The sequence below is a fragment of the Streptomyces sp. NPDC017448 genome (assembly GCF_044330565.1).
Classification (GTDB): domain Bacteria; phylum Actinomycetota; class Actinomycetes; order Streptomycetales; family Streptomycetaceae; genus Streptomyces.
This window is the reverse complement of the sequence record NZ_JBIRLM010000005.1, coordinates 74,413-91,987: the sequence shown is the minus strand read 5'-3', so window position 1 is coordinate 91,987 and position 17,575 is coordinate 74,413. Positions and strand designations below refer to the sequence as shown.

At 71.8% G+C, this 17,575-nt stretch carries 15 protein-coding genes, 1 tRNA gene and 1 riboswitch; of the genes, 11 read left to right on the top strand and 5 right to left on the bottom strand.

The genetic code is table 11. The features are described 5' to 3' along the window. The first annotated feature begins 40 nt into the window (after positions 1–40). The 6 genes from ACH4K1_RS11090 to ACH4K1_RS11065 all read left to right on the top strand — a co-directional run bounded on the left by ACH4K1_RS11090 (position 41) and on the right by ACH4K1_RS11065 (position 6,088). Positions 41–1,084: a transglycosylase family protein gene (locus tag ACH4K1_RS11090; protein ID WP_398088513.1), complete on the top strand. Its 1,044-nt coding sequence runs from the start codon at positions 41–43 to the stop codon at positions 1,082–1,084. A 289-nt stretch (positions 1,085–1,373) separates the two neighbouring features. Beyond that, positions 1,374–1,556: riboswitch (cyclic di-AMP (ydaO/yuaA leader) on the top strand. 5 nt (positions 1,557–1,561) lie between these two features. Beyond that, entirely contained in the window at positions 1,562–2,278 is a 717-nt protein-coding gene (locus ACH4K1_RS11085) for a transglycosylase family protein (RefSeq protein WP_398088511.1), read from the top strand. Positions 2,279–2,598: 320 nt separating this feature from the next. Beyond that, positions 2,599–3,879: a phosphopyruvate hydratase gene (gene eno, locus ACH4K1_RS11080; RefSeq protein WP_030803159.1), complete on the top strand. Its 1,281-nt coding sequence runs from the start codon at positions 2,599–2,601 to the stop codon at positions 3,877–3,879. Between the two features lie 90 nt (positions 3,880–3,969). Beyond that, a complete protein-coding gene (locus ACH4K1_RS11075) occupies positions 3,970–4,449 on the top strand; it encodes a septum formation initiator family protein (protein WP_398088509.1) in 480 nt (159 codons plus the stop codon). A 68-nt stretch (positions 4,450–4,517) separates the two neighbouring features. After that, positions 4,518–5,132, top strand: coding sequence for a DUF501 domain-containing protein (locus tag ACH4K1_RS11070; RefSeq protein ID WP_398088507.1), 615 nt, complete (start codon positions 4,518–4,520; stop codon positions 5,130–5,132). Beyond that, on the top strand, positions 5,129–6,088 hold the full coding sequence (locus tag ACH4K1_RS11065; protein WP_398088505.1) for an exopolyphosphatase: 960 nt from the start codon (positions 5,129–5,131) through the stop codon (positions 6,086–6,088). The genes ACH4K1_RS11070 and ACH4K1_RS11065 overlap by 4 nt, the downstream gene beginning before the upstream one ends. Before the next feature lie 80 nt (positions 6,089–6,168). Here ACH4K1_RS11065 and ACH4K1_RS11060 read toward each other — a convergent pair whose 3' ends face one another. After that, positions 6,169–6,438, bottom strand: coding sequence for a type II toxin-antitoxin system RelE/ParE family toxin (locus ACH4K1_RS11060; RefSeq protein ID WP_398088504.1), 270 nt, complete (start codon positions 6,436–6,438; stop codon positions 6,169–6,171). After that, positions 6,435–6,704, bottom strand: a complete 270-nt coding sequence (locus ACH4K1_RS11055) for a type II toxin-antitoxin system Phd/YefM family antitoxin (RefSeq protein ID WP_398088502.1) — start codon at positions 6,702–6,704, stop codon at positions 6,435–6,437. The genes ACH4K1_RS11060 and ACH4K1_RS11055 overlap by 4 nt, the downstream gene beginning before the upstream one ends. Positions 6,705–7,192: 488 nt before the next feature. On the opposite strand from ACH4K1_RS11055, the gene ACH4K1_RS11050 reads away from it, so the two are divergent. Continuing rightward, positions 7,193–8,578, top strand: coding sequence for an NAD(P)/FAD-dependent oxidoreductase (locus tag ACH4K1_RS11050; protein ID WP_228990981.1), 1,386 nt, complete (start codon positions 7,193–7,195; stop codon positions 8,576–8,578). Positions 8,579–8,982: 404 nt separating this feature from the next. Continuing rightward, entirely contained in the window at positions 8,983–10,329 is a 1,347-nt protein-coding gene (locus ACH4K1_RS11045; RefSeq protein ID WP_398088500.1) for a class I SAM-dependent methyltransferase, read from the top strand. A 108-nt stretch (positions 10,330–10,437) separates the two neighbouring features. Here the strand turns inward: ACH4K1_RS11045 and ACH4K1_RS11040 are convergent, their stop codons facing one another. Both ACH4K1_RS11040 and ACH4K1_RS11035 read right to left on the bottom strand, forming a co-directional pair. Next, positions 10,438–12,969: an ABC transporter permease gene (locus ACH4K1_RS11040; RefSeq protein WP_398088499.1), complete on the bottom strand. Its 2,532-nt coding sequence runs from the start codon at positions 12,967–12,969 to the stop codon at positions 10,438–10,440. Between the two features lie 123 nt (positions 12,970–13,092). Continuing rightward, positions 13,093–13,863, bottom strand: coding sequence for an ABC transporter ATP-binding protein (locus ACH4K1_RS11035; RefSeq protein ID WP_228990989.1), 771 nt, complete (start codon positions 13,861–13,863; stop codon positions 13,093–13,095). Positions 13,864–14,441: 578 nt separating this feature from the next. On the opposite strand from ACH4K1_RS11035, the gene ACH4K1_RS11030 reads away from it, so the two are divergent. The 3 genes from ACH4K1_RS11030 (at position 14,442) to ACH4K1_RS11020 (ending at position 16,170) form a co-directional block, all read left to right on the top strand. Then, positions 14,442–14,527: transfer RNA gene (locus ACH4K1_RS11030), tRNA-Leu, on the top strand. Positions 14,528–14,802: 275 nt separating this feature from the next. Then, complete coding sequence (locus tag ACH4K1_RS11025) at positions 14,803–15,681, top strand: Bax inhibitor-1/YccA family protein (RefSeq protein ID WP_228990991.1); 879 nt, start codon at positions 14,803–14,805, stop codon at positions 15,679–15,681. A gap of 171 nt (positions 15,682–15,852) precedes the next feature. Further along, on the top strand, positions 15,853–16,170 hold the full coding sequence (locus tag ACH4K1_RS11020) for a hypothetical protein (protein ID WP_376154197.1): 318 nt from the start codon (positions 15,853–15,855) through the stop codon (positions 16,168–16,170). 97 nt (positions 16,171–16,267) lie between these two features. Here ACH4K1_RS11020 and ACH4K1_RS11015 read toward each other — a convergent pair whose 3' ends face one another. Next, the gene (locus ACH4K1_RS11015) at positions 16,268–17,167 is read right to left on the bottom strand and encodes a hypothetical protein (RefSeq protein ID WP_398088497.1); all 900 of its coding nucleotides are present in this window, start codon (positions 17,165–17,167) and stop codon (positions 16,268–16,270) included. Between the last annotated feature and the right edge of the window lie 408 nt (positions 17,168–17,575).

Here is a 17,575-nt window from a genome sequence, read left to right as displayed (position 1 = left end):
CCCGGGCACCTCGCTCGTCAGTCGCACGGAAGGCATACCCATGGGCTCCGCGAACGGCAGACACCGCCGACCTCGCCAGGCACCCGCCATCGTCGTCGCCGCGGGGGTGACGGGATCGGCCATCGCCATCCCGCTGCTCGGCGCGAGCGGCGCGCACGCGGCCGACTCGGCCACCTGGGACCGGGTGGCGGAGTGCGAGAGCGGCGGAACGTGGAGCGCCGACCTCGGCAACGGCCACTACGGCGGGCTCCAGTTCTCGCAGGCGACCTGGTCGGCGTACGGCGGCACGGAGTTCGCGCCCCGCGCCGACCTCGCCAGCCGGTCCCAGCAGATCTCCATCGCCGAGAAGGTCCTGGACGACCAGGGCCCCAAGGCGTGGCCGAGCTGCGCGGTGATCTCCGGCCTCGCGGTGGACGGCAGCCTGCCCGGCGTCGACCCCGGCACCCCTCCGCCCGCCGATCCCGCCGCCGACCCCTCGGCCGCGCCGACCGGTGAAGCGGACACGGGCGACAAGGCCGATGAATCCGGCGCATCCGGCGAAACCGAGGAGAAGGGCGGGGGCGAGAAGGGCGGCACGCCGGAGAAGGGCGCTGCGGAAGAAGAGACCGGAGCCCCCGGCCCCTCCGCGACGCCCACCGACCCGCCGGCCTCCGACGCCCCTGAGGCGGGCCCCTCGGCCGGCACCGAGGCCCCGGCGGGCGAAAGCGGCGAGGACCGTCGGAGCGGCGGCAAGCACCGCGGCGCCCCCGCGCCCGAGAAGGCCGAACGGGAGGGCGACGGCCCGCGCGGTTCCGGCCGGCACGCCTCGCGCGGTGACGGCGACGCGAGGAACGGAGGCGCGAGGAACGGCGGCGCGCCGGGCGGATACACGGTGAGGGCCGGCGACAACCTCTGGTCGATCGCCGACGCGCAGGAGCTCCCCGGTGGCTGGACGGGCCTGTACGAGACCAACAAGGACGTCCTGGGCCCCGACCCGGACCTGATCCTGCCCGGCCAGAACCTGGACCTGGGCTTGGACCGGAAGGCCGAACCGGGCGTCGATCCGGCCGCGCCGGAGAGCGCCGAGAAGCCCGCCGCCGACTGACCCCCGGCAGGAAAACGCCCCGAAAATGTGGGCAGTTCAGAGACCTATGTCCACTTTTGCGTAAGTGAGACATGGGTCTCTTTGCTTCAACTCACGCATTTCACCCGGCCGATCCGGGCGGATCGCCCCCGACCTGCGGAAACGGGCGGGCCCTGGCGGCGAGTTCGGACTGATTGTCCCCTATGTCCGTCCTTGAATGTCGGGGTTGGCTGTGTTTACGGTCTAAGCCGCTCGCACCGCGGGCCCCGACGACCGTCACGCCGAATCCTGCCGGCGGCCGGAGGGAACAGACGCGCAAGCGCCGTAGGCAGGAGCGGGGGACCCAGGTAAGCCGCCGGGCCCGGACGCCTCGTCGAGAAGACGGGGCCGTACGGAGCCGGCTAGGGGTGAAGCGGTGCGCAAGGACGCACGGCCGGGCAACTCATCAGCCCGAACCCGACAGCTCACCTCGTAGGCGTCGGTGAGGAGATTCGTTCCATGCTGCTGAACAGCAAGGGCAAGCACCGCCGCCCGTCCAAGGCCACCCGTATCGCCACCCTGGTGGGCGTCACCGGCGCCGCCGTCGCCGTCCCGCTGATGGGTGCGACCAGCGCCTCCGCCGCCTCCGTCGAGACCTGGGACGCCGTCGCCCAGTGCGAGTCCGGCGGCAACTGGTCCATCAACACCGGCAACGGCTACTACGGCGGCCTGCAGTTCTCCCAGTCCAGCTGGGCCGCCGCCGGCGGTACGCAGTACGCCGCCCGCGCCGACCTGGCCTCCAAGGACCAGCAGATCGCCACCGCCGAGAAGCTTCTCGACATGCAGGGCCCGGGCGCCTGGGCCTGCGCCGGTGCGGGCGGCCTGACCAACGACGGCGTGGACCCGGGTGTCAACACCGGCTCCGGCCAGTCCCAGCAGGCGCAGCCCGAGCGCGAGGCCGAGCAGCCCACCACGCGCTCCGAGCAGCGCTCCGCTCCGCAGGCCGCGCCGAAGGCCGCTCCGCAGGCCGAGAGCAAGAAGACCGTCACCACCCCGACCGGCGAGAAGGTCCGCAAGGGCGACGGCGAGTACAAGGTCAAGACCGGCGACACCCTGAGCAAGATCGCTCAGAAGGAGGGCGTCAAGGGCGGCTGGAGCAAGCTCTTCCAGCTCAACGACGACATCGTCGAGGACGCGAACCTGATCTTCCCGGGCCAGCAGCTCCACCTGAAGTAACCGCCGTCTCTCCTCCCCGGGGGGAGGGCGTCCGGCGGCCCCCTCCCCCGCACGGCTTCCCGGCCCGGCGCGCTCCCCCCGGCGCGCCGGGCCGGGTTCTTCGTGACGGGAGGCGGGAAGCGCACCCGGCTGCGTTCACCTCTTGTGGTTACCGCTCAGTAGATTTCTGGAGTTTCGCCCCGATACGCACGCTCCCGGCCCCTTTTTCGTCCCAGGAGGCGGGCGGTCGGCCGGTCAACGGGGCCGAGCCGGATAGGCTCGGGTCGCAAGGCCACAGTGACCCTGCACAACCAGTGTCAGATCCCAGAAGGAGATGCCTCGTGCCGTCCATCGACGTCGTCGTAGCCAGGGAAATCCTCGACTCCCGGGGCAACCCCACGGTCGAGGTCGAGGTCGGCCTCGACGACGGCAGCACGGGCCGTGCTGCCGTTCCGTCCGGCGCCTCCACCGGCGCGTTCGAGGCCATCGAGCTTCGCGACGGCGACCCCAACCGCTACCAGGGCAAGGGCGTCGAGAAGGCCGTCCTCGCCGTCATCGAGCAGATCGGCCCGGAGCTCGTCGGGTACGACGCCACCGAGCAGCGCCTCATCGACCAGGCGATGTTCGACCTGGACGCCACCGAGAACAAGGCGTCGCTCGGCGCCAACGCCATCCTCGGCGTCTCGCTGGCCGTCGCGCACGCCGCCTCCGAGGCGTCGGACCTGCCGCTCTTCCGCTACCTCGGCGGCCCGAACGCCCACCTGCTGCCCGTTCCGATGATGAACATCCTGAACGGCGGCTCGCACGCCGACTCCAACGTGGACATCCAGGAGTTCATGATCGCGCCGATCGGCGCCGAGTCCTTCTCCGAGGCCCTGCGCTGGGGCGCGGAGATCTACCACACGCTGAAGAAGGTCCTGAAGACCAAGGGCCTCTCCACCGGTCTCGGCGACGAGGGCGGCTTCGCCCCGAACCTGGAGTCCAACCGCGCCGCCCTGGACCTCATCGTCGAGGCCATCAAGGAGGCCGGTTACGTGCCGGGCCGCGACATCGCGCTCGCGCTCGACGTCGCCGCGTCCGAGTTCTACAAGGACGGCGTCTACGAGTTCGAGGGCAAGTCCCGCTCGGCCGCCGAGATGACCGAGTACTACGAGGAGCTCGTCTCCGCGTACCCGCTCGTCTCCATCGAGGACCCGCTGTACGAGGACGACTGGGCCGGCTGGAAGGTCATCACCGACCGCATCGGCTCCCAGGTCCAGATCGTCGGCGACGACCTCTTCGTCACCAACCCCGAGCGGCTGGCCCGCGGCATCGAGGAGGGCTCCGCCAACGCCCTGCTCGTCAAGGTCAACCAGATCGGTTCGCTGACCGAGACCCTGGACGCCGTCGAGCTGGCCCAGCGCAACGGCTTCAAGTGCATGATGTCGCACCGCTCCGGCGAGACCGAGGACGTCACCATCGCCGACCTCGCCGTCGCCGTGAACTGCGGCCAGATCAAGACCGGCGCCCCGGCCCGCTCGGACCGCGTCGCCAAGTACAACCAGCTGCTGCGCATCGAGGAGATCCTCGACGACGCCGCGGTGTACGCGGGCCGCTCCGCCTTCCCGCGCTTCAAGGGCTGACCCGTCGCAGGACGGTAGCCTCCGTCCGTCCCCGCACCCGGTCCCGTACCGTGTGCGGGGACGGACGTGTGTGACGGGGAGGCGGGAGACATGGCCGGGAAGGACCGCGACCGGTTCTCCACCTCTACCAGGCTGCGGCTGCTGGGCGAGCAGACCGCCGCCCGCGTGTACCGGTCGCAGAACCGCCGCCAGGCCCGCCGCTCCCGGCTCACCGGCCGGGCCGCGTTCCTGGCGCTGGTCGTCTGCTCCCTGGTGGTGGCGCTCGCCTACCCGATGCGGCAGTACGTCTCCCAGCGCGACGAGATCGCCGAGCAGGAGCGGCTCTCGCAGGAGGCGGAGCGGCGCACCGAGGAGCTGCGGGACGAGAAGGCGCGGCTCCAGGACGACGCGTACATCATGCGGCTCGCCCGCCAGCACCTCCATTACGTACTCCCCGGGGAGATCGGCTACACCGTGGCCGACCCCGACGCGGCGGAGGACTCCCGCGGGGAGCCCGGCGCGAACGACCGCCCCTGGCACTCCAACCTGTGGGACGGCGTGGACGACGCCGACCGTGCCGACCGCGACTGACCGACCGACCCCGTACGTTCACTCCCGTACGTCCACCTCTAGAGCTTCCGAGCAGAACCAAGGCAGGCATGGAAACGCCCCCTCCGCAGACCGAGTCCACCCAGCCCACCGACGCGGACATCGCCGCGTTCGAGCAGCAGCTCGGCCGCCCGCCGCGCGGTCTGCGCGCCATCGCGCACCGCTGCCCGTGCGGCAACCCGGACGTGGTGGAGACCCAGCCGCGTCTGGAGGACGGCACGCCGTTCCCGACGACGTACTACCTGACCTGCCCCCGGGCGGCCTCGGCGATCGGCACGCTGGAGGCCAACGGGGTCATGAAGGAGATGACGGCCCGTCTGGGGTCCGACCCGGAGCTGGCCGAGGCCTACCGGGCCGCCCACGAGGACTACATCGCCCGCCGCGACGCCATCGAGGTCCTGGAGGGCTTCCCCAGCGCGGGCGGCATGCCGGACCGGGTGAAGTGCCTGCACGTCCTGGTCGGCCACTCGCTGGCCGCCGGACCCGGCGTGAACCCGCTGGGCGACGAGGCCATCGCGATGCTGCCGGAGTGGTGGGCGAAGGGCCCCTGCGTCACGCCGTGCACGCCGCCGAGCGAGGAGGACGGCTGGACGGTGGACGCGGACGGCGACGGCCACGCCGCCTTCCGTCCGCTCGACGGCCCGGGCGACGGGCGGGGCGCGTGACCCGGGTCGCCGCGGTCGACTGCGGCACCAACTCCATCCGGCTCCTCGTCGCCGACGTGGACCCCGCCACCGGCTCCTTCACCGAACTGGACCGGCGGATGACGATCGTCCGCCTCGGCCAGGGCGTCGACCGGACCGGCCGGCTCGCCCCCGAGGCGCTGGAGCGGACGTTCGCGGCCTGCCGCGAGTACGCCGCCGCGATCGGGGAACTGGGCGCGGAGCGCATCCGGTTCGTCGCCACCTCCGCCTCCCGCGACGCCGAGAACAGCGGCGAGTTCACCGCGGGGGTACGCGAGATCCTGGGCGTCGAGCCCGAGGTGATCACCGGCGACCAGGAGGCGCAGCTCTCCTTCGACGGGGCCACCAAGGAGCTGGCCGGCCGCGACGACCTGGCCAAGCCCTACCTGGTGGTGGACATCGGCGGCGGCTCGACCGAGTTCGTCCTCGGCGCGGACCGGGTGGAGGCGGCCCGGTCCGTGGACATCGGTTGCGTACGGATGACGGAGCGTCACCTCGTCGACGGCGGCGCCGTGGTGGACCCGCCCAGCCACGAGCGGGCCGCCGCGATCCGCGCCGACGTGGAGGCCGCACTCGACCTGGCCGAGCGGACCGTGCCGCTCACCGGGGCCGGCACCCTGGTCGGCCTGGCGGGCACCGTCACCACGATCGCCGGGATCGCGCTGGAGCTGGAGGCGTACGACTCCGGGGCCATCCACCACTCCCGGATCACCCGCGGCCAGGTCCGCGCGATCACCGAGCACCTGCTCCGCTCCACCCACGAGGAGCGCGCCGCGATCCCCGTGATGCACCCCGGCCGGGTCGACGTGATCGGCGCGGGAGCGCTGGTCCTGCTCGCGGTGATGGAGCGGACGGGCGCCCACGAGGTCGTCGTCAGCGAACACGACATCCTGGACGGGATCGCCTTTAAAGCGGCGGAAGGCGGACCGTTCGCCTGACACAGGAGATGCCCGACGGGATCGCCCGGAGCGCCGCTCGGGCGGAGGGAGGCGGGGCTGCTCCGAGGTCGCCCCGCCGCTCAGAGGGACCGGTGGACGTCGCGCCGGTCGCCGACCTTGACGACGAGGATGACCAGTTCGCCGTCCTCCACCCGATAGGCGACGCGGTAGCTGCCCACCCGGAGCCGGTAGAGCCCCGAGGGGCCGGTGAGCTTCTTGACGTCGGCGTCCTCGCGGTACGGATCGTCGCCGGGGGCGGTGAGAGCGGCGAGGATTCGCATGGCGGCGGGCCGGTCGATGGCGCGCAGTTGCCGTTGCGCTGCCGCGGTGAACCGGAACGCGTACTTCATGCCGCGCCTTCGGTTCGCTCGGTGAACAGGTCCGCCAGGAGTTCGGCCATGGTCACCGTGGGGCCGCCCTCGGCCAGGACGGCTTCTGCCTCACGGGCGAGTAGCACGTCGGCAGCCTCTTCCAGTGCGTCGAAATCCGCGATCGGCACGAGTGCGGCGACAGCCTCGCCGTTGCGGGTGATGACCGTGGGTGTTCCCTCTTCGGCCGCGTTGATGTGGTCCGCCAGGTGCGCGCGGGCTTCCCGTACCGACACCGTGTTGTCCATGGGGCAGGGTGTACGCGTCAGTGTGTACACGGGGCTCGGGTCGGCGGCCTGTGTCCGGAGCCGCCACGACCGCTCGATCGGGGTGTCATCTGCACCGTTGAGCTTCGATTCGCCCCCTGGAACCCCCTCCGGGGAGCGAATCGGTGGGGTGGGGCGGGAAAGTTCGTGAACTTCTTCACAAGGAATGGGGCCCGGTGGGGCCCCGTTCGTGTCGTTCGGGGCCTTCCGGGTGGCCCCGGGGGTCGCACGCGGGTGCGGCACGTGCGTCGCCAGGGCGTTGCGTACGCGGGGAAGAGGGCGGTGGTTCACCCTGCCGGGAGGGCCAAGGGCCAGCTCACAGGCGGTGCACAACGTTTCCCGAGGGGCTCTGGTTCCCTTCTGCAACCATGACCTGGGTCACGTGGGCGGCGAAGTGTAGCAGAGGGTAGGTCAATCCTTGTGAAGGGGCTCACGAGCACCCCCCGCGGGCGGGGTGGATACTCGATGGCATGAGCACCACGGAGCGTCCCAGGATCCTCGTTGTAGGCGGTGGGTACGTAGGCCTGTACGCAGCTCGTCGCATTCTGAAGAAGATGCGATACGGCGAGGCGACCGTCACGGTCGTCGACCCGCGGTCGTACATGACCTACCAGCCCTTCCTCCCCGAAGCTGCCGCCGGCAGCATCTCGCCTCGGCATGTCGTCGTCCCGCTGCGACGCGTGCTGCCCAAGGCTGAGGTTCTCACCGGTCGGGTCACGACCATCGACCAGGACCGCAAGGTCGCCACGGTCGCGCCGCTCGTCGGCGAGGCCTACGAGCTGCCCTTCGACTACCTGGTCATCGCGATGGGCGCCGTCTCCCGCACCTTCCCGATCCCCGGCCTCGCCGAGCAGGGCATCGGCATGAAGGGCATCGAGGAGGCCATCGGGCTGCGCAACCACGTCCTGGAGCAGCTGGACAAGGCCGACTCCACGACCGACGAGGACGTCCGCCGCAAGGCGCTGACGTTCGTCTTCGTGGGCGGCGGCTTCGCCGGCGCGGAGACCATCGGCGAGGTCGAGGACATGGCCCGCGACGCCGCGAAGTACTACACCAACGTGAAGCGCGAGGACATGCGCTTCATCCTGGTCGACGCCGCCGACAAGATCCTTCCCGAGGTGGGCCCGAAGCTGGGCGCCTACGGCAAGGAGCACCTGGAGAGCCGCGGCGTGGAGATCTACCTCTCCACCTCGATGGACTCCTGCGTCGACGGCCACGTGGTCCTGAAGAACGGCCTGGAGGTCGACTCCAGCACCATCGTGTGGACCGCCGGCGTGAAGCCGAACCCGGCCCTGGCCCGCTTCGGCCTGCCGCTCGGGCCGCGCGGCCACGTGGACACCTCCGAGAAGCTCCAGGTGCAGGGCACCGACTACATCTGGGCCGCGGGCGACAACGCCCAGGTGCCGGACATGGTCGGCCGCCGCGCCGGCAACCCGAACGCCTGGTGCCCGCCCAACGCCCAGCACGCGCTGCGCCAGGCGAAGGTCCTCGGCGACAACGTGATCTCCGGCATGCGGGGCTTCCCGCAGAAGGAGTACAGCCACGCCAACAAGGGTGCGGTCGCCGGACTCGGCCTGCACAAGGGCGTCGCGATGATCGTCATGGGCAAGGTGAAGATCAAGCTCAAGGGCCGTCTCGCCTGGTACATGCACCGCGGCTACCACGGCATGGCGATGCCCACCTGGAACCGCAAGATCCGGATCTTCGCCGACTGGACGCTGGCGATGTTCCTCAAGCGCGAGGTCGTCTCGCTCGGCGCCATGGAGACGCCGCGCGAGGAGTTCTACGAGGCCGCCAAGCCGGCCCCGGCTCCGGCCGCCGCCAAGTCCGAGGGCGAGAAGGCCAAGGCCTCCTGACCCTGCGGTGACCCGCTCCGCCGGGAGCGCTCCGTACGACGCCCGAAGGGGCCGTCCGCCATCCGTGGTGCGGACGGCCCCTTCGGCGTGTCGCCCTTCGTCGCGTCCGGCGGCCCCGGCGTGCCCGGGCGGCTCCTCCGGCGTGCCCGAGCCGCCCCTCCGGCGTGCCCCGGACGGGGAGGCGGCCGGGAGCGGACGGCGCGTCAACACCCGCCCCCGCCGCACGGAGGGCCGGGGAGCGCCCTTTGCCGGTTCGTTGCCCGGTAGCGGGATGACGGGGAGTACGGGAACAGTTGACGCAGGTGTACCTCGTGTCGGCACCGTGGTGGAGCGGCGGGGTCACGAGCATGTCCGTTCGCCTGTGCCTGTTGTGCTTGTCGGGAAACACCACGGAGGTGTGCGCCATGACAGACGCCGCGTCGCGGCTGACCGCTCTCGCCGAAGAGTTGCTCTCGCAGCCCCTGTCGATCCGGGTCCGGGCCTGGGACGGCAGCGAGTCGGGGCCGCCCGACGCCCCCGTCCTGGTGATCCGTCGCCGGCGCGCCCTGCGCCGGCTCCTGTGGAAACCGGGCGAACTGGGCCTGGCCCGCGCCTGGGTGGCCGGTGAGATCGACGTCGAGGGCGATCTGTACGAGGCGCTGAGCCGGCTGGCGGGGCTGCTCTGGGACCGCGAGGCCGAGGATTCCGTCCACCCGGTGCGCGACCCCCGGGCCCGCGCCTTCGCCCGCGGCCTCCTCGGCCTCGCGGGCCCCTGGCCGCCGCCCGCCCCGCCCGCCGAGGAGGTGCGCCGCCGTACCGGACCGCTGCACACCAGACGGCGCGACAGACAGGCCGTCAGCCACCACTACGACGTCGGCAACGACTTCTACGCCCTGGTCCTCGGCCCCTCCCTGGTCTACTCCTGTGCCTACTGGCAGGACGGCGGAACCCTGGAGGAGGCCCAGCGGGACAAGCTCGACCTCGTCTGCCGCAAACTCGCCCTCCGGGAAGGCGACCGGCTCCTGGACGTCGGCTGCGGCTGGGGCTCGATGGCCATCCACGCCGCCCGCCACTACGGCGCCCGGGTCACCGGCATCACCCTCTCGCGGGAGCAGGCCGCCCTCGCCCGCAAGCGCGTCGCCGACGCGGGGCTGACCGACCGCGTCGAGATCCGCGTCCAGGACTACCGGGACGTCCTTCCCCGCCCACCCGGCTCCGCCCGAACAGGGGACGCCCCACCCGGACCGTACGACGCGATCTCCTCGATCGGCATGGCCGAGCACGTCGGCTCCGTCCGCTACCGGGAGTACGCCGACGCCCTCTACGCCCTCCTGAAGCCCGGCGGCCGCCTCCTGAACCACCAGATCGCCCGCCGCCCCGAGAAGGACGAGGACGCCTACCGCATCGACGCGTTCATCGACGCCTACGTCTTCCCCGACGGCGAACTGGCCCCGCTCGGCCGCACCCTGGCCACCCTGGAGGAGGCCGGGTTCGAGGCCAGGGACGTCGAGGCGCTGCGCGAGCACTACGCGCTGACCCTGCGCCGGTGGGTGGCCAACCTGGAGCGGCACTGGCAGGAGGCGGTACGCGCCACCTCCCCGGGCCGGGCCCGGGTCTGGCGGCTGTACATGGCCGCCTCCGCGCTCTCCTTCGAGCACAACCGGATCGGCGTCAACCAGATCCTCGCCGTGCGCCCGCTGGACGGCGGAGGCTCCCGGATGCCGCTGCGCGCCCGCGCCTGGACGGAGCCCGCCGGGGGCGGGGACGCCTGACCCGTACGCGTACCCGCCGTCCCGGACGCGGGCGAGGGGCCGGTGCACGCTTCCGCGCGGTGCACCGGCCCCTCGTCGTCCCCTCGTCCCGGCCCTGCCGGGCCCGGACTACTCCGTCTTGATCGCCGTCAGCATGTTGAGCTTCGCGGCGCTGCGGGCGGGCCACAGCGAGGCGAGGACGCCCACCAGCGCGGCCAGCAGCAGGAAGACGCCGAGCCGGTCCCACGGGATGACCAGGGCGTAGCCGGGGATGTCCGCGGACAGGGTCCGGCCTATCGCCCACCCGAGGAAGACCCCGAGGCCGACCCCGATCACCGCGCCGAAGACCGAGATGACGACGGCCTCCAGCCGGATCATCCGCTTGACCCGGCCCCGGTCGAGACCGATCGCGCGGAGCATGCCGATCTCCTGCTGCCGCTCGAACACCGACATCGCGAGGGTGTTGACCACGCCGAGGACCGCGATCAGCAGGGCCATGGCGAGCAGCCCGTACATGATGTTCAGGGCGGTGTTGACGAAGCCGCCGAACATGTCGCGGATGTCCTGCCGGTCCATGACGCTCATCGCCGGGTTGTCGCCCAGGGCGTCCACGATGGACTGCTCGTGGGCCTTGCTCGCGCCGCCGTCCGTCTTGATCCAGATCTCGCGGATCTCCGGCCGGGTGGAGGTGCTGTGCTCGTCGGCCGTCTCCTTCGGGATCACGAAGGGCGAGAGGAACTCGTTCTCCTTGTAGGTCGCCCCGATCTTCAGCTCGCTCTTCTTCTCGTCGTCGAACTTCACCGGAAGGGTGTCGCCGGTCTTCCAGCCGTTCGACTTCGCGGTCTTGGCGCCGACCGCCACCTCGCCGTCCTTGAGCGAGGCCAGCGAACCGGACTCGACCGCCAGCGAGAAGACCTTCTCCACATCGCCCGGCGTGACGCCGGAGGCCGAGAAGTACTCGCCGTCGACCTCGAACCACGCCGCCTGCTGCGGGGAGAGCGCGGTGACGCCGTCCGCCTTCGACAGGGCGGTGAGGGCGGACTCGTCGAGCGAGTCGCCGCTGGCCATCGAGACCATGTAGTCGGCCTTGATGTTGTCCGTGGTCATCTTGTCGATGGCCTGGCCGAGCGTGACGCCGAGCACCGAGATGCCGGTGACCAGGGTCAGCCCGATGGCCAGGGCGGAGGCGGTGGCTCCGGTGCGCCGCGGGTTGCGCACCGCGTTCTGCGACGCGAGCTTCCCGGAGACGCCGAACACCTTCTTCAGCAGTGGCCGGACCAGTGCGACCACCGGGCGGGACAGCAGCGGGATCAGGATGATGACGCCGATCAGGGCGAAGAACGCGCCCCCCGCGACCAGCTGCCGGCCGGAGGTGCCGCCGCTCGCCGCACCGCCGACGATGCCCGCGGAGCCGAGCAGGGCGATGACGCCGCCGATCGAGTTCCGTACGACGAGGGACTTCACGGAGGCGGTGGCGTGGACGCTGCTCATCGCGGCGACCGGGGCGATCTTCGCGGCCCGGCGGGCGGGCAGCCAGGCGGCGAGCACGGTGATCAGGATGCCGACCGCGAAGGCGGAGAGGACGGCGGTCGGGGAGACGATCAGCGGGCCGGCGGGGATCTTGCCGCCCATGAGGCCCATGGCGGAGCGCAGACCGGTGGCGAGCCCCAGCCCGAGCAGGAAGCCGATCACCGAGGCGAGGGTGCCGACGACGCCGGCCTCCAGCAGCACCGAGCGCTTCACCTGGCGGCGGGTGGCGCCGATGGCGCGCATCAGGGCCAGCTCACGGGTGCGCTGGGCGATCAGCATGGTGAAGGTGTTGGCGATGAGGAAGACGCCGACGAAGAGGGCGATGCCCGCGAAGGCCAGCAGCATGGTGTTGAGGCTGCTCAGGCCGGACTCGATGTCCTTCGCCTGCTGGTCCGCCAGCTTCTTGCCGGTCTGCGCGGTGGCGTCCTTCGGCAGCAGTGGCACGATCTCGTCCAGCAGCTTCTGGTCGGAGACGCCGCCCGCCGCGGTGACCGTGGCGTTCTGGAAGACGCCGGGCTTCAGGTAGAGCTCCTGGGCGGTCGCGGTGTCGAACAGCACGAGGCTGCCGCCCGCGTTGACCGCGCCGTCCTCGGTGGTGAAGATCCCCGAGAGGGTGTACTCCTTCACCGGCCCGTTGGTGGCGACCCGCACCGGATCCCCGACGCGGTACTCGCCCTTGCTCGCGGTGTCCTTGTCGAGCGCGACCGAACCGTTCTTCACCGGGCCCGAGCCGTCGGTGAAGACGTACTGGAAGTCCTTGCCGTCCTCGCCGGGGGCGAAGTTCGCGCCGGTGTTGGACCAGCCGTTGCCGATCAGCTTGCCGTCCGGGTCGGCCACCCCGGCGAAGCCGGTGACCCGGCCGGTGGCCGAGGCCACGCCGTCCAGCCCCCGGATCTTCTCCAGGGTGGCCTCGTCGAGACCGGGGTTCTTCTCGTCGTCGCCGCTGTACGTCTCGACGGAGACGGCGACGTTGTCGTAGCTCTTGGCGGACTGGTTGCGGAAGGCGTTGCCGAGGGTGTCGGTGAAGACCAGCGTGCCGGAGACGAACGCTACGCCGAGCATGACGGCGAGCACGGTCATCAGCAGCCTGGCCTTGTGCGCGAGCACATTGCGCAGGGCGGTACGGAACATGTCTGTGTCCTGGGATGGGTTCCGGAAGTGCGGAAGGGGGAGGGCAGGGGGGCGCACGCGTACGGAAGGCCGTACGCGGCGGCCGGGCGGCGGCCGGTCGGTACGGGGCGACCGGCCGGGGCGTCAGCTGGTGCGGCCCTTCGCGTCGAACGCCTTCATCCGGTCGAGGACCCCGTCGGCGGTCGGGTGCATCATCTGGTCGACGACCGCGCCGTCCGCGAGGAAGACGACCCGGTCCGCGTAGGAGGCGGCCACCGGGTCGTGGGTCACCATCACGACGGTCTGGCCCAGGTCGCGCACCGAGTTGCGCAGGAAGCCGAGGACCTCGGCGCCGGAGCGGGAGTCCAGGTTCCCGGTCGGCTCGTCACCGAAGATGATCTCGGGCTGCGAGGCCAGGGCGCGGGCCACGGCGACGCGCTGCTGCTGACCGCCGGACAGCTCGGTCGGGCGGTGCTTCAGCCGATCCGAGAGCCCCACCATGTCGATCACCTTCTGCAACCACGCGGCGTCCGGCTTCCGGCCCGCGATGTCCATCGGCAGGGTGATGTTCTCCAGCGCGGTGAGCGTCGGCAGCAGGTTGAACGCCTGGAAGATGAAGCCGATCTTGTCCCGGCGCAACTGCGTGAGCTGCTTGTCCTTCAGCGTGGACAGCTCGGTCTCGCCGATGCGCACCGAACCGCTGCTGAAGCTGTCGAGGCCGGCGACGCAGTGCATCAGCGTCGACTTGCCCGAACCGGACGGGCCCATGATCGCGGTGAACTCGCCCTGCGGGAAGTCCACGGTGACCCGGTCCAGCGCGACGACCTGCGTCTCGCCCTCGCCGTAGACCTTCGACAGCTCCGTGGCGCGGGCGGCCACCGTGGTGGGGCGGGGAACGGTGGGGGTGGTGGTCACTGGGACGCTCCTGGTTCGGTGATGCGGATGGCCGGGCCGTGCTGATGCGGGCTTCGACGCCATGCCTCGGGGACTTACTCCATCCTTACGGCTCGATCGCGGCCGGGCGTCCCTCCCGATGCCCGTTCCCGGGGCCCTCTTGAGTCGCACCGCCGGTGCCCGTCCGTCCTCCTCGGGTATGACATCGACCCCGAGGCGCACCCCCGGCCCCGGCCGCGACCACCCCTCCGTGATCACCCAGCGTGAGCCCACGGAGGTACGGGGGACGGTCGCCGCGACGGTGCGCGGACGGCGTCGGAGCCGGGGTCCGCGGGGCGCCGGACCCGAGGGTGGCGCGCACCGTGGCGGACCCTGGCGCGGACCTGGCGCATTGGGCCGTACGAGTGCGGCGACTTTCCGTCAATCCCGGGCGGCGCGCGGGCCGCCCGGGATCGGTCGCCGGTGGGTGGTCAGCCCGCCCCCAAGTGCTGACGGTCTCTCAAACGGTCAATAAAATAAGACAACATCGCGCCAGTGTTCCGCTGATCGGGGGACGGCCCCGGATAGGGTCGGTAGCCATACGCGGAGCCGCGTGGCACGCCCGGATGGTGGAACGTAGACACGGCGAGCTTAAACCTCGCTGCCCCTCGGGGGCGTGCCGGTTCGAGTCCGGCTCCGGGCACCAGCTCCCCACCGAGCGTGACCCGACCGGCCCGCACCGTCACCGCTCTGCCGGCCCCGCCGCCCCCCGGTCCCGGCCGCGTGCGGCCCTCCTGCCCTGCCGTGTGCGACCCTCCCCCCCGGGCCGCCGCCCCGGCCCCGCGCGAGCCTTCCCCCGGGCCCCGCGGCAGGGCTCCGCCGCGTCCTGCCGGAAAGATCCTCCCCTGGCACTAGGGTGATTCTTTTGCCTACCCATTACTCTTGTGTCAAGGCCACGCAGTGTGGCCATGGAGGAGTGAAATGAGGAGCAGCAACCCGGTCTTCTCGCGACGGGGCTTCAGCCGCGACAACGGCCACGCGGGCTTCAACGCGGCGCCGCAGGCCGGGGCCCCCGCGACGGGCAACCCGTACGCACAGGGCACCGCCGCCAACCCGTACGCCACCAACCCGTACGCGCAGACGGACCTCCACGGAGCCCCGGCTCCCGCACGTCCGGACGCGATGACCATCGACGACGTGGTGACGCGTACGGCGATGACCCTCGGCACCGTGATCGTGGCCGCCGCCGCCGCGTGGTGGGCCATGCCGGTCGACCAGGCCAACCTGGGCAGCGCCTACGGCGTGGCCATCGGCGCCGCGCTCATCGGCTTCGTGCTGTCCCTGGTCAACTCGTTCAAGCGCCGGCCCTCGCCGCCGCTGATCCTGACGTACGCCGCGTTCGAGGGCGTCTTCCTCGGCATCGTCAGCAACATCGTCAGCATGTACGTCGCCCCCGGGGCGGCGATGCAGGCGGTGCTCGGCACCATGGCGGTCTTCGCCGGTGTGCTGATCGCCTACCGCACCGGGCTGATCCGGGTCACGCGCCGCTTCTACGGCTTCGTGATGGCGGCCGCCATCGGCTTCATGCTGCTGATGATGGTCAACCTCCTGTTCGCCGTCTTCGGCGGCGGCGACGGCCTCGGCTTCCGCAGCGGCGCGCTCGGCATCGTCTTCGGCATCGTGGCCATCGTCATCGGCGCGGCCATCCTCGCCCTGAACTTCAAGCAGGTCGAGGACGGCATCGCGTACGGCGCTCCGCGCGAGGAGGCGTGGCTGGCCGCCTTCGGCCTGACCGTCACCCTGGTGTGGATCTACGTCGAGATGCTGCGCCTGGTCGCGATCCTCAGCGGCGACGACTGACCCGTCCCGCAGCCCGGCGGCACCCGCTGGGACTGGAAGCACCGGAACGGCCCGCAGGCATGCGCCTGCGGGCCGTTCCGCGTGCGGAGGGGCGGCCGGGAGCGTCGCGGGGCGGAGTGCGCGCGCCGGGCCGTTGGCGGCCGTGCGGGAGGGACGCGTAGGGTCGGCCGGGTGCTCGATACGACGCCCCTGATCCAGGCCGTGGACCGATTCGCCGACCGGCTGCGCTCGGCCCCGCAGAGCCGCCTCCAGCGCGGTGCGGCCGCCGAGGCGCTGGCCGCCGCCCGGGAGCTCGCCGTACGGGCCCAGCGCCTGGAGAACCCGGACGCCGAACCGCGGGAGCTGCCGGACGCCGGGATGTTCGCGGTCGGCGACCAGGTCGCCGTCGCCGGGCGGGACCTGGCCGTGGCACTGGAAACGGCCTCGTCCCGGGAGCTGGACGAGGCCGTGCGGTACGTCGGGGAAGCGGCGGCGCGGACGTTCGCCTGAGCCGCGGCCCCGCGCGTGCGCGGGGGAGCGGGGCACGGGCGGCGAGGGTTCTCGCGCGTCCCTCCCGCGAGCCGCCCGCGTCCGGCGGACGAGGCGGTCAGAACGAGGCGATGACCCGGTCCGCGAGGATGTAGACGTTGTCCTCACCGCAGGAGAAGGTCAGCGCGTAGGCGCCCGAGACGCCCGAGCCCCCCAGCAGCACCGGCTGCCGGCCCGCCCGCAGCGCCTCCGCGAGCCGCTCGGCGGTCTCGCGGTGGCCGGGGGTCATGCAGAGCGTGGTGCCGTCGGCGAAGACGTACACGTCGAGCGTGCCCAGCGGGCCGGGGCGCACGTCGGTCAGCTCGGTCGCCGTGTCGGCCAGCTCCTCCAGCCGGTTCACGGTGCGCTCGTGATCGGTGACCACCGGCGTCTGCACGGGAACGAAGTCCGGGTGCGAGGGGTGGCGGCGGCGGGCGGCGGCCAGCTCGGGGGAGTCCTCGGTGAACTCCGTGGCCTCCGCGACGTCCGCCATCTCCGGAAGGTCGGTCAGCTCACTGATCTCGTGCTCCGCGAGAGTCCGCTCGCTCAGCTCCACGAGCTCCTCCATGGCCTCGGCCGCTTCGAGGTCCATCGACTCCAGGCCGGCGAAGTCGGCCTGCCGGGGCAGGTAGTACGGGGCGTCGTCGCCGAGGCCGGACAGGCCGCCCAGCAGGGACGGGGCGTCCGCGGCGTCGCGGGCCTCCTGCGCGGCCCAGAAGGCGCGCGCCTCGGCCAGCTCCCGCTCCCGCTCCTCGGCCAGCGCCTCGGCCACGGCCGCGCGTATCTCCTCGGCCGGAGTGGCCGTGCTGCGGCTCTGGGGCGGCACGGACGCGCCGAGAGCGTGGCCGGCGGCCAGCTCCGAGCGCAGCGCGACGACCTGCTTGCGCAGCCCGTGAGCGGCGTGCAGCGCGGCGGCGCCGACGGCCGTGGCAGCGGCGGTGGTCAGCAACAGGGCAAACGGCATGGCGCTCACTGACATACTCCCGGTTCCATCGATACCCCCGACTTCCTACATCAGCTTGGCCTGTACCGGTACGGGCTGTCAGTGCATTACGTCACGAAATGGACAGGTCTTTCGGTCCTCGGTCTCCCCGCACAACTGCGCTGACCTGGGGAAACGACACTCCCCCGGGACGCAGATCACATCCTGGGGGAGATTCGGTCACGGTCGGGGCTCGGCAGGGTTGGCCCAGCCGCTCTGCGCTGATGGTCGCGCTGGGCCTCGCCTGCGCTGCGGGCAGGTGCCGCGCTCGTACCTCGCGCGACCCCTACCCTCCGCTCCGGCTCAGCTCAGCCGCTCTGCGCTGATGGTCGCGCTGGGCCTCGCCTGCGCTGCGGGCAGGTGCCGCGCTCGTACCTCGCGCGACCCCTACCCTCCGCTCCGGCT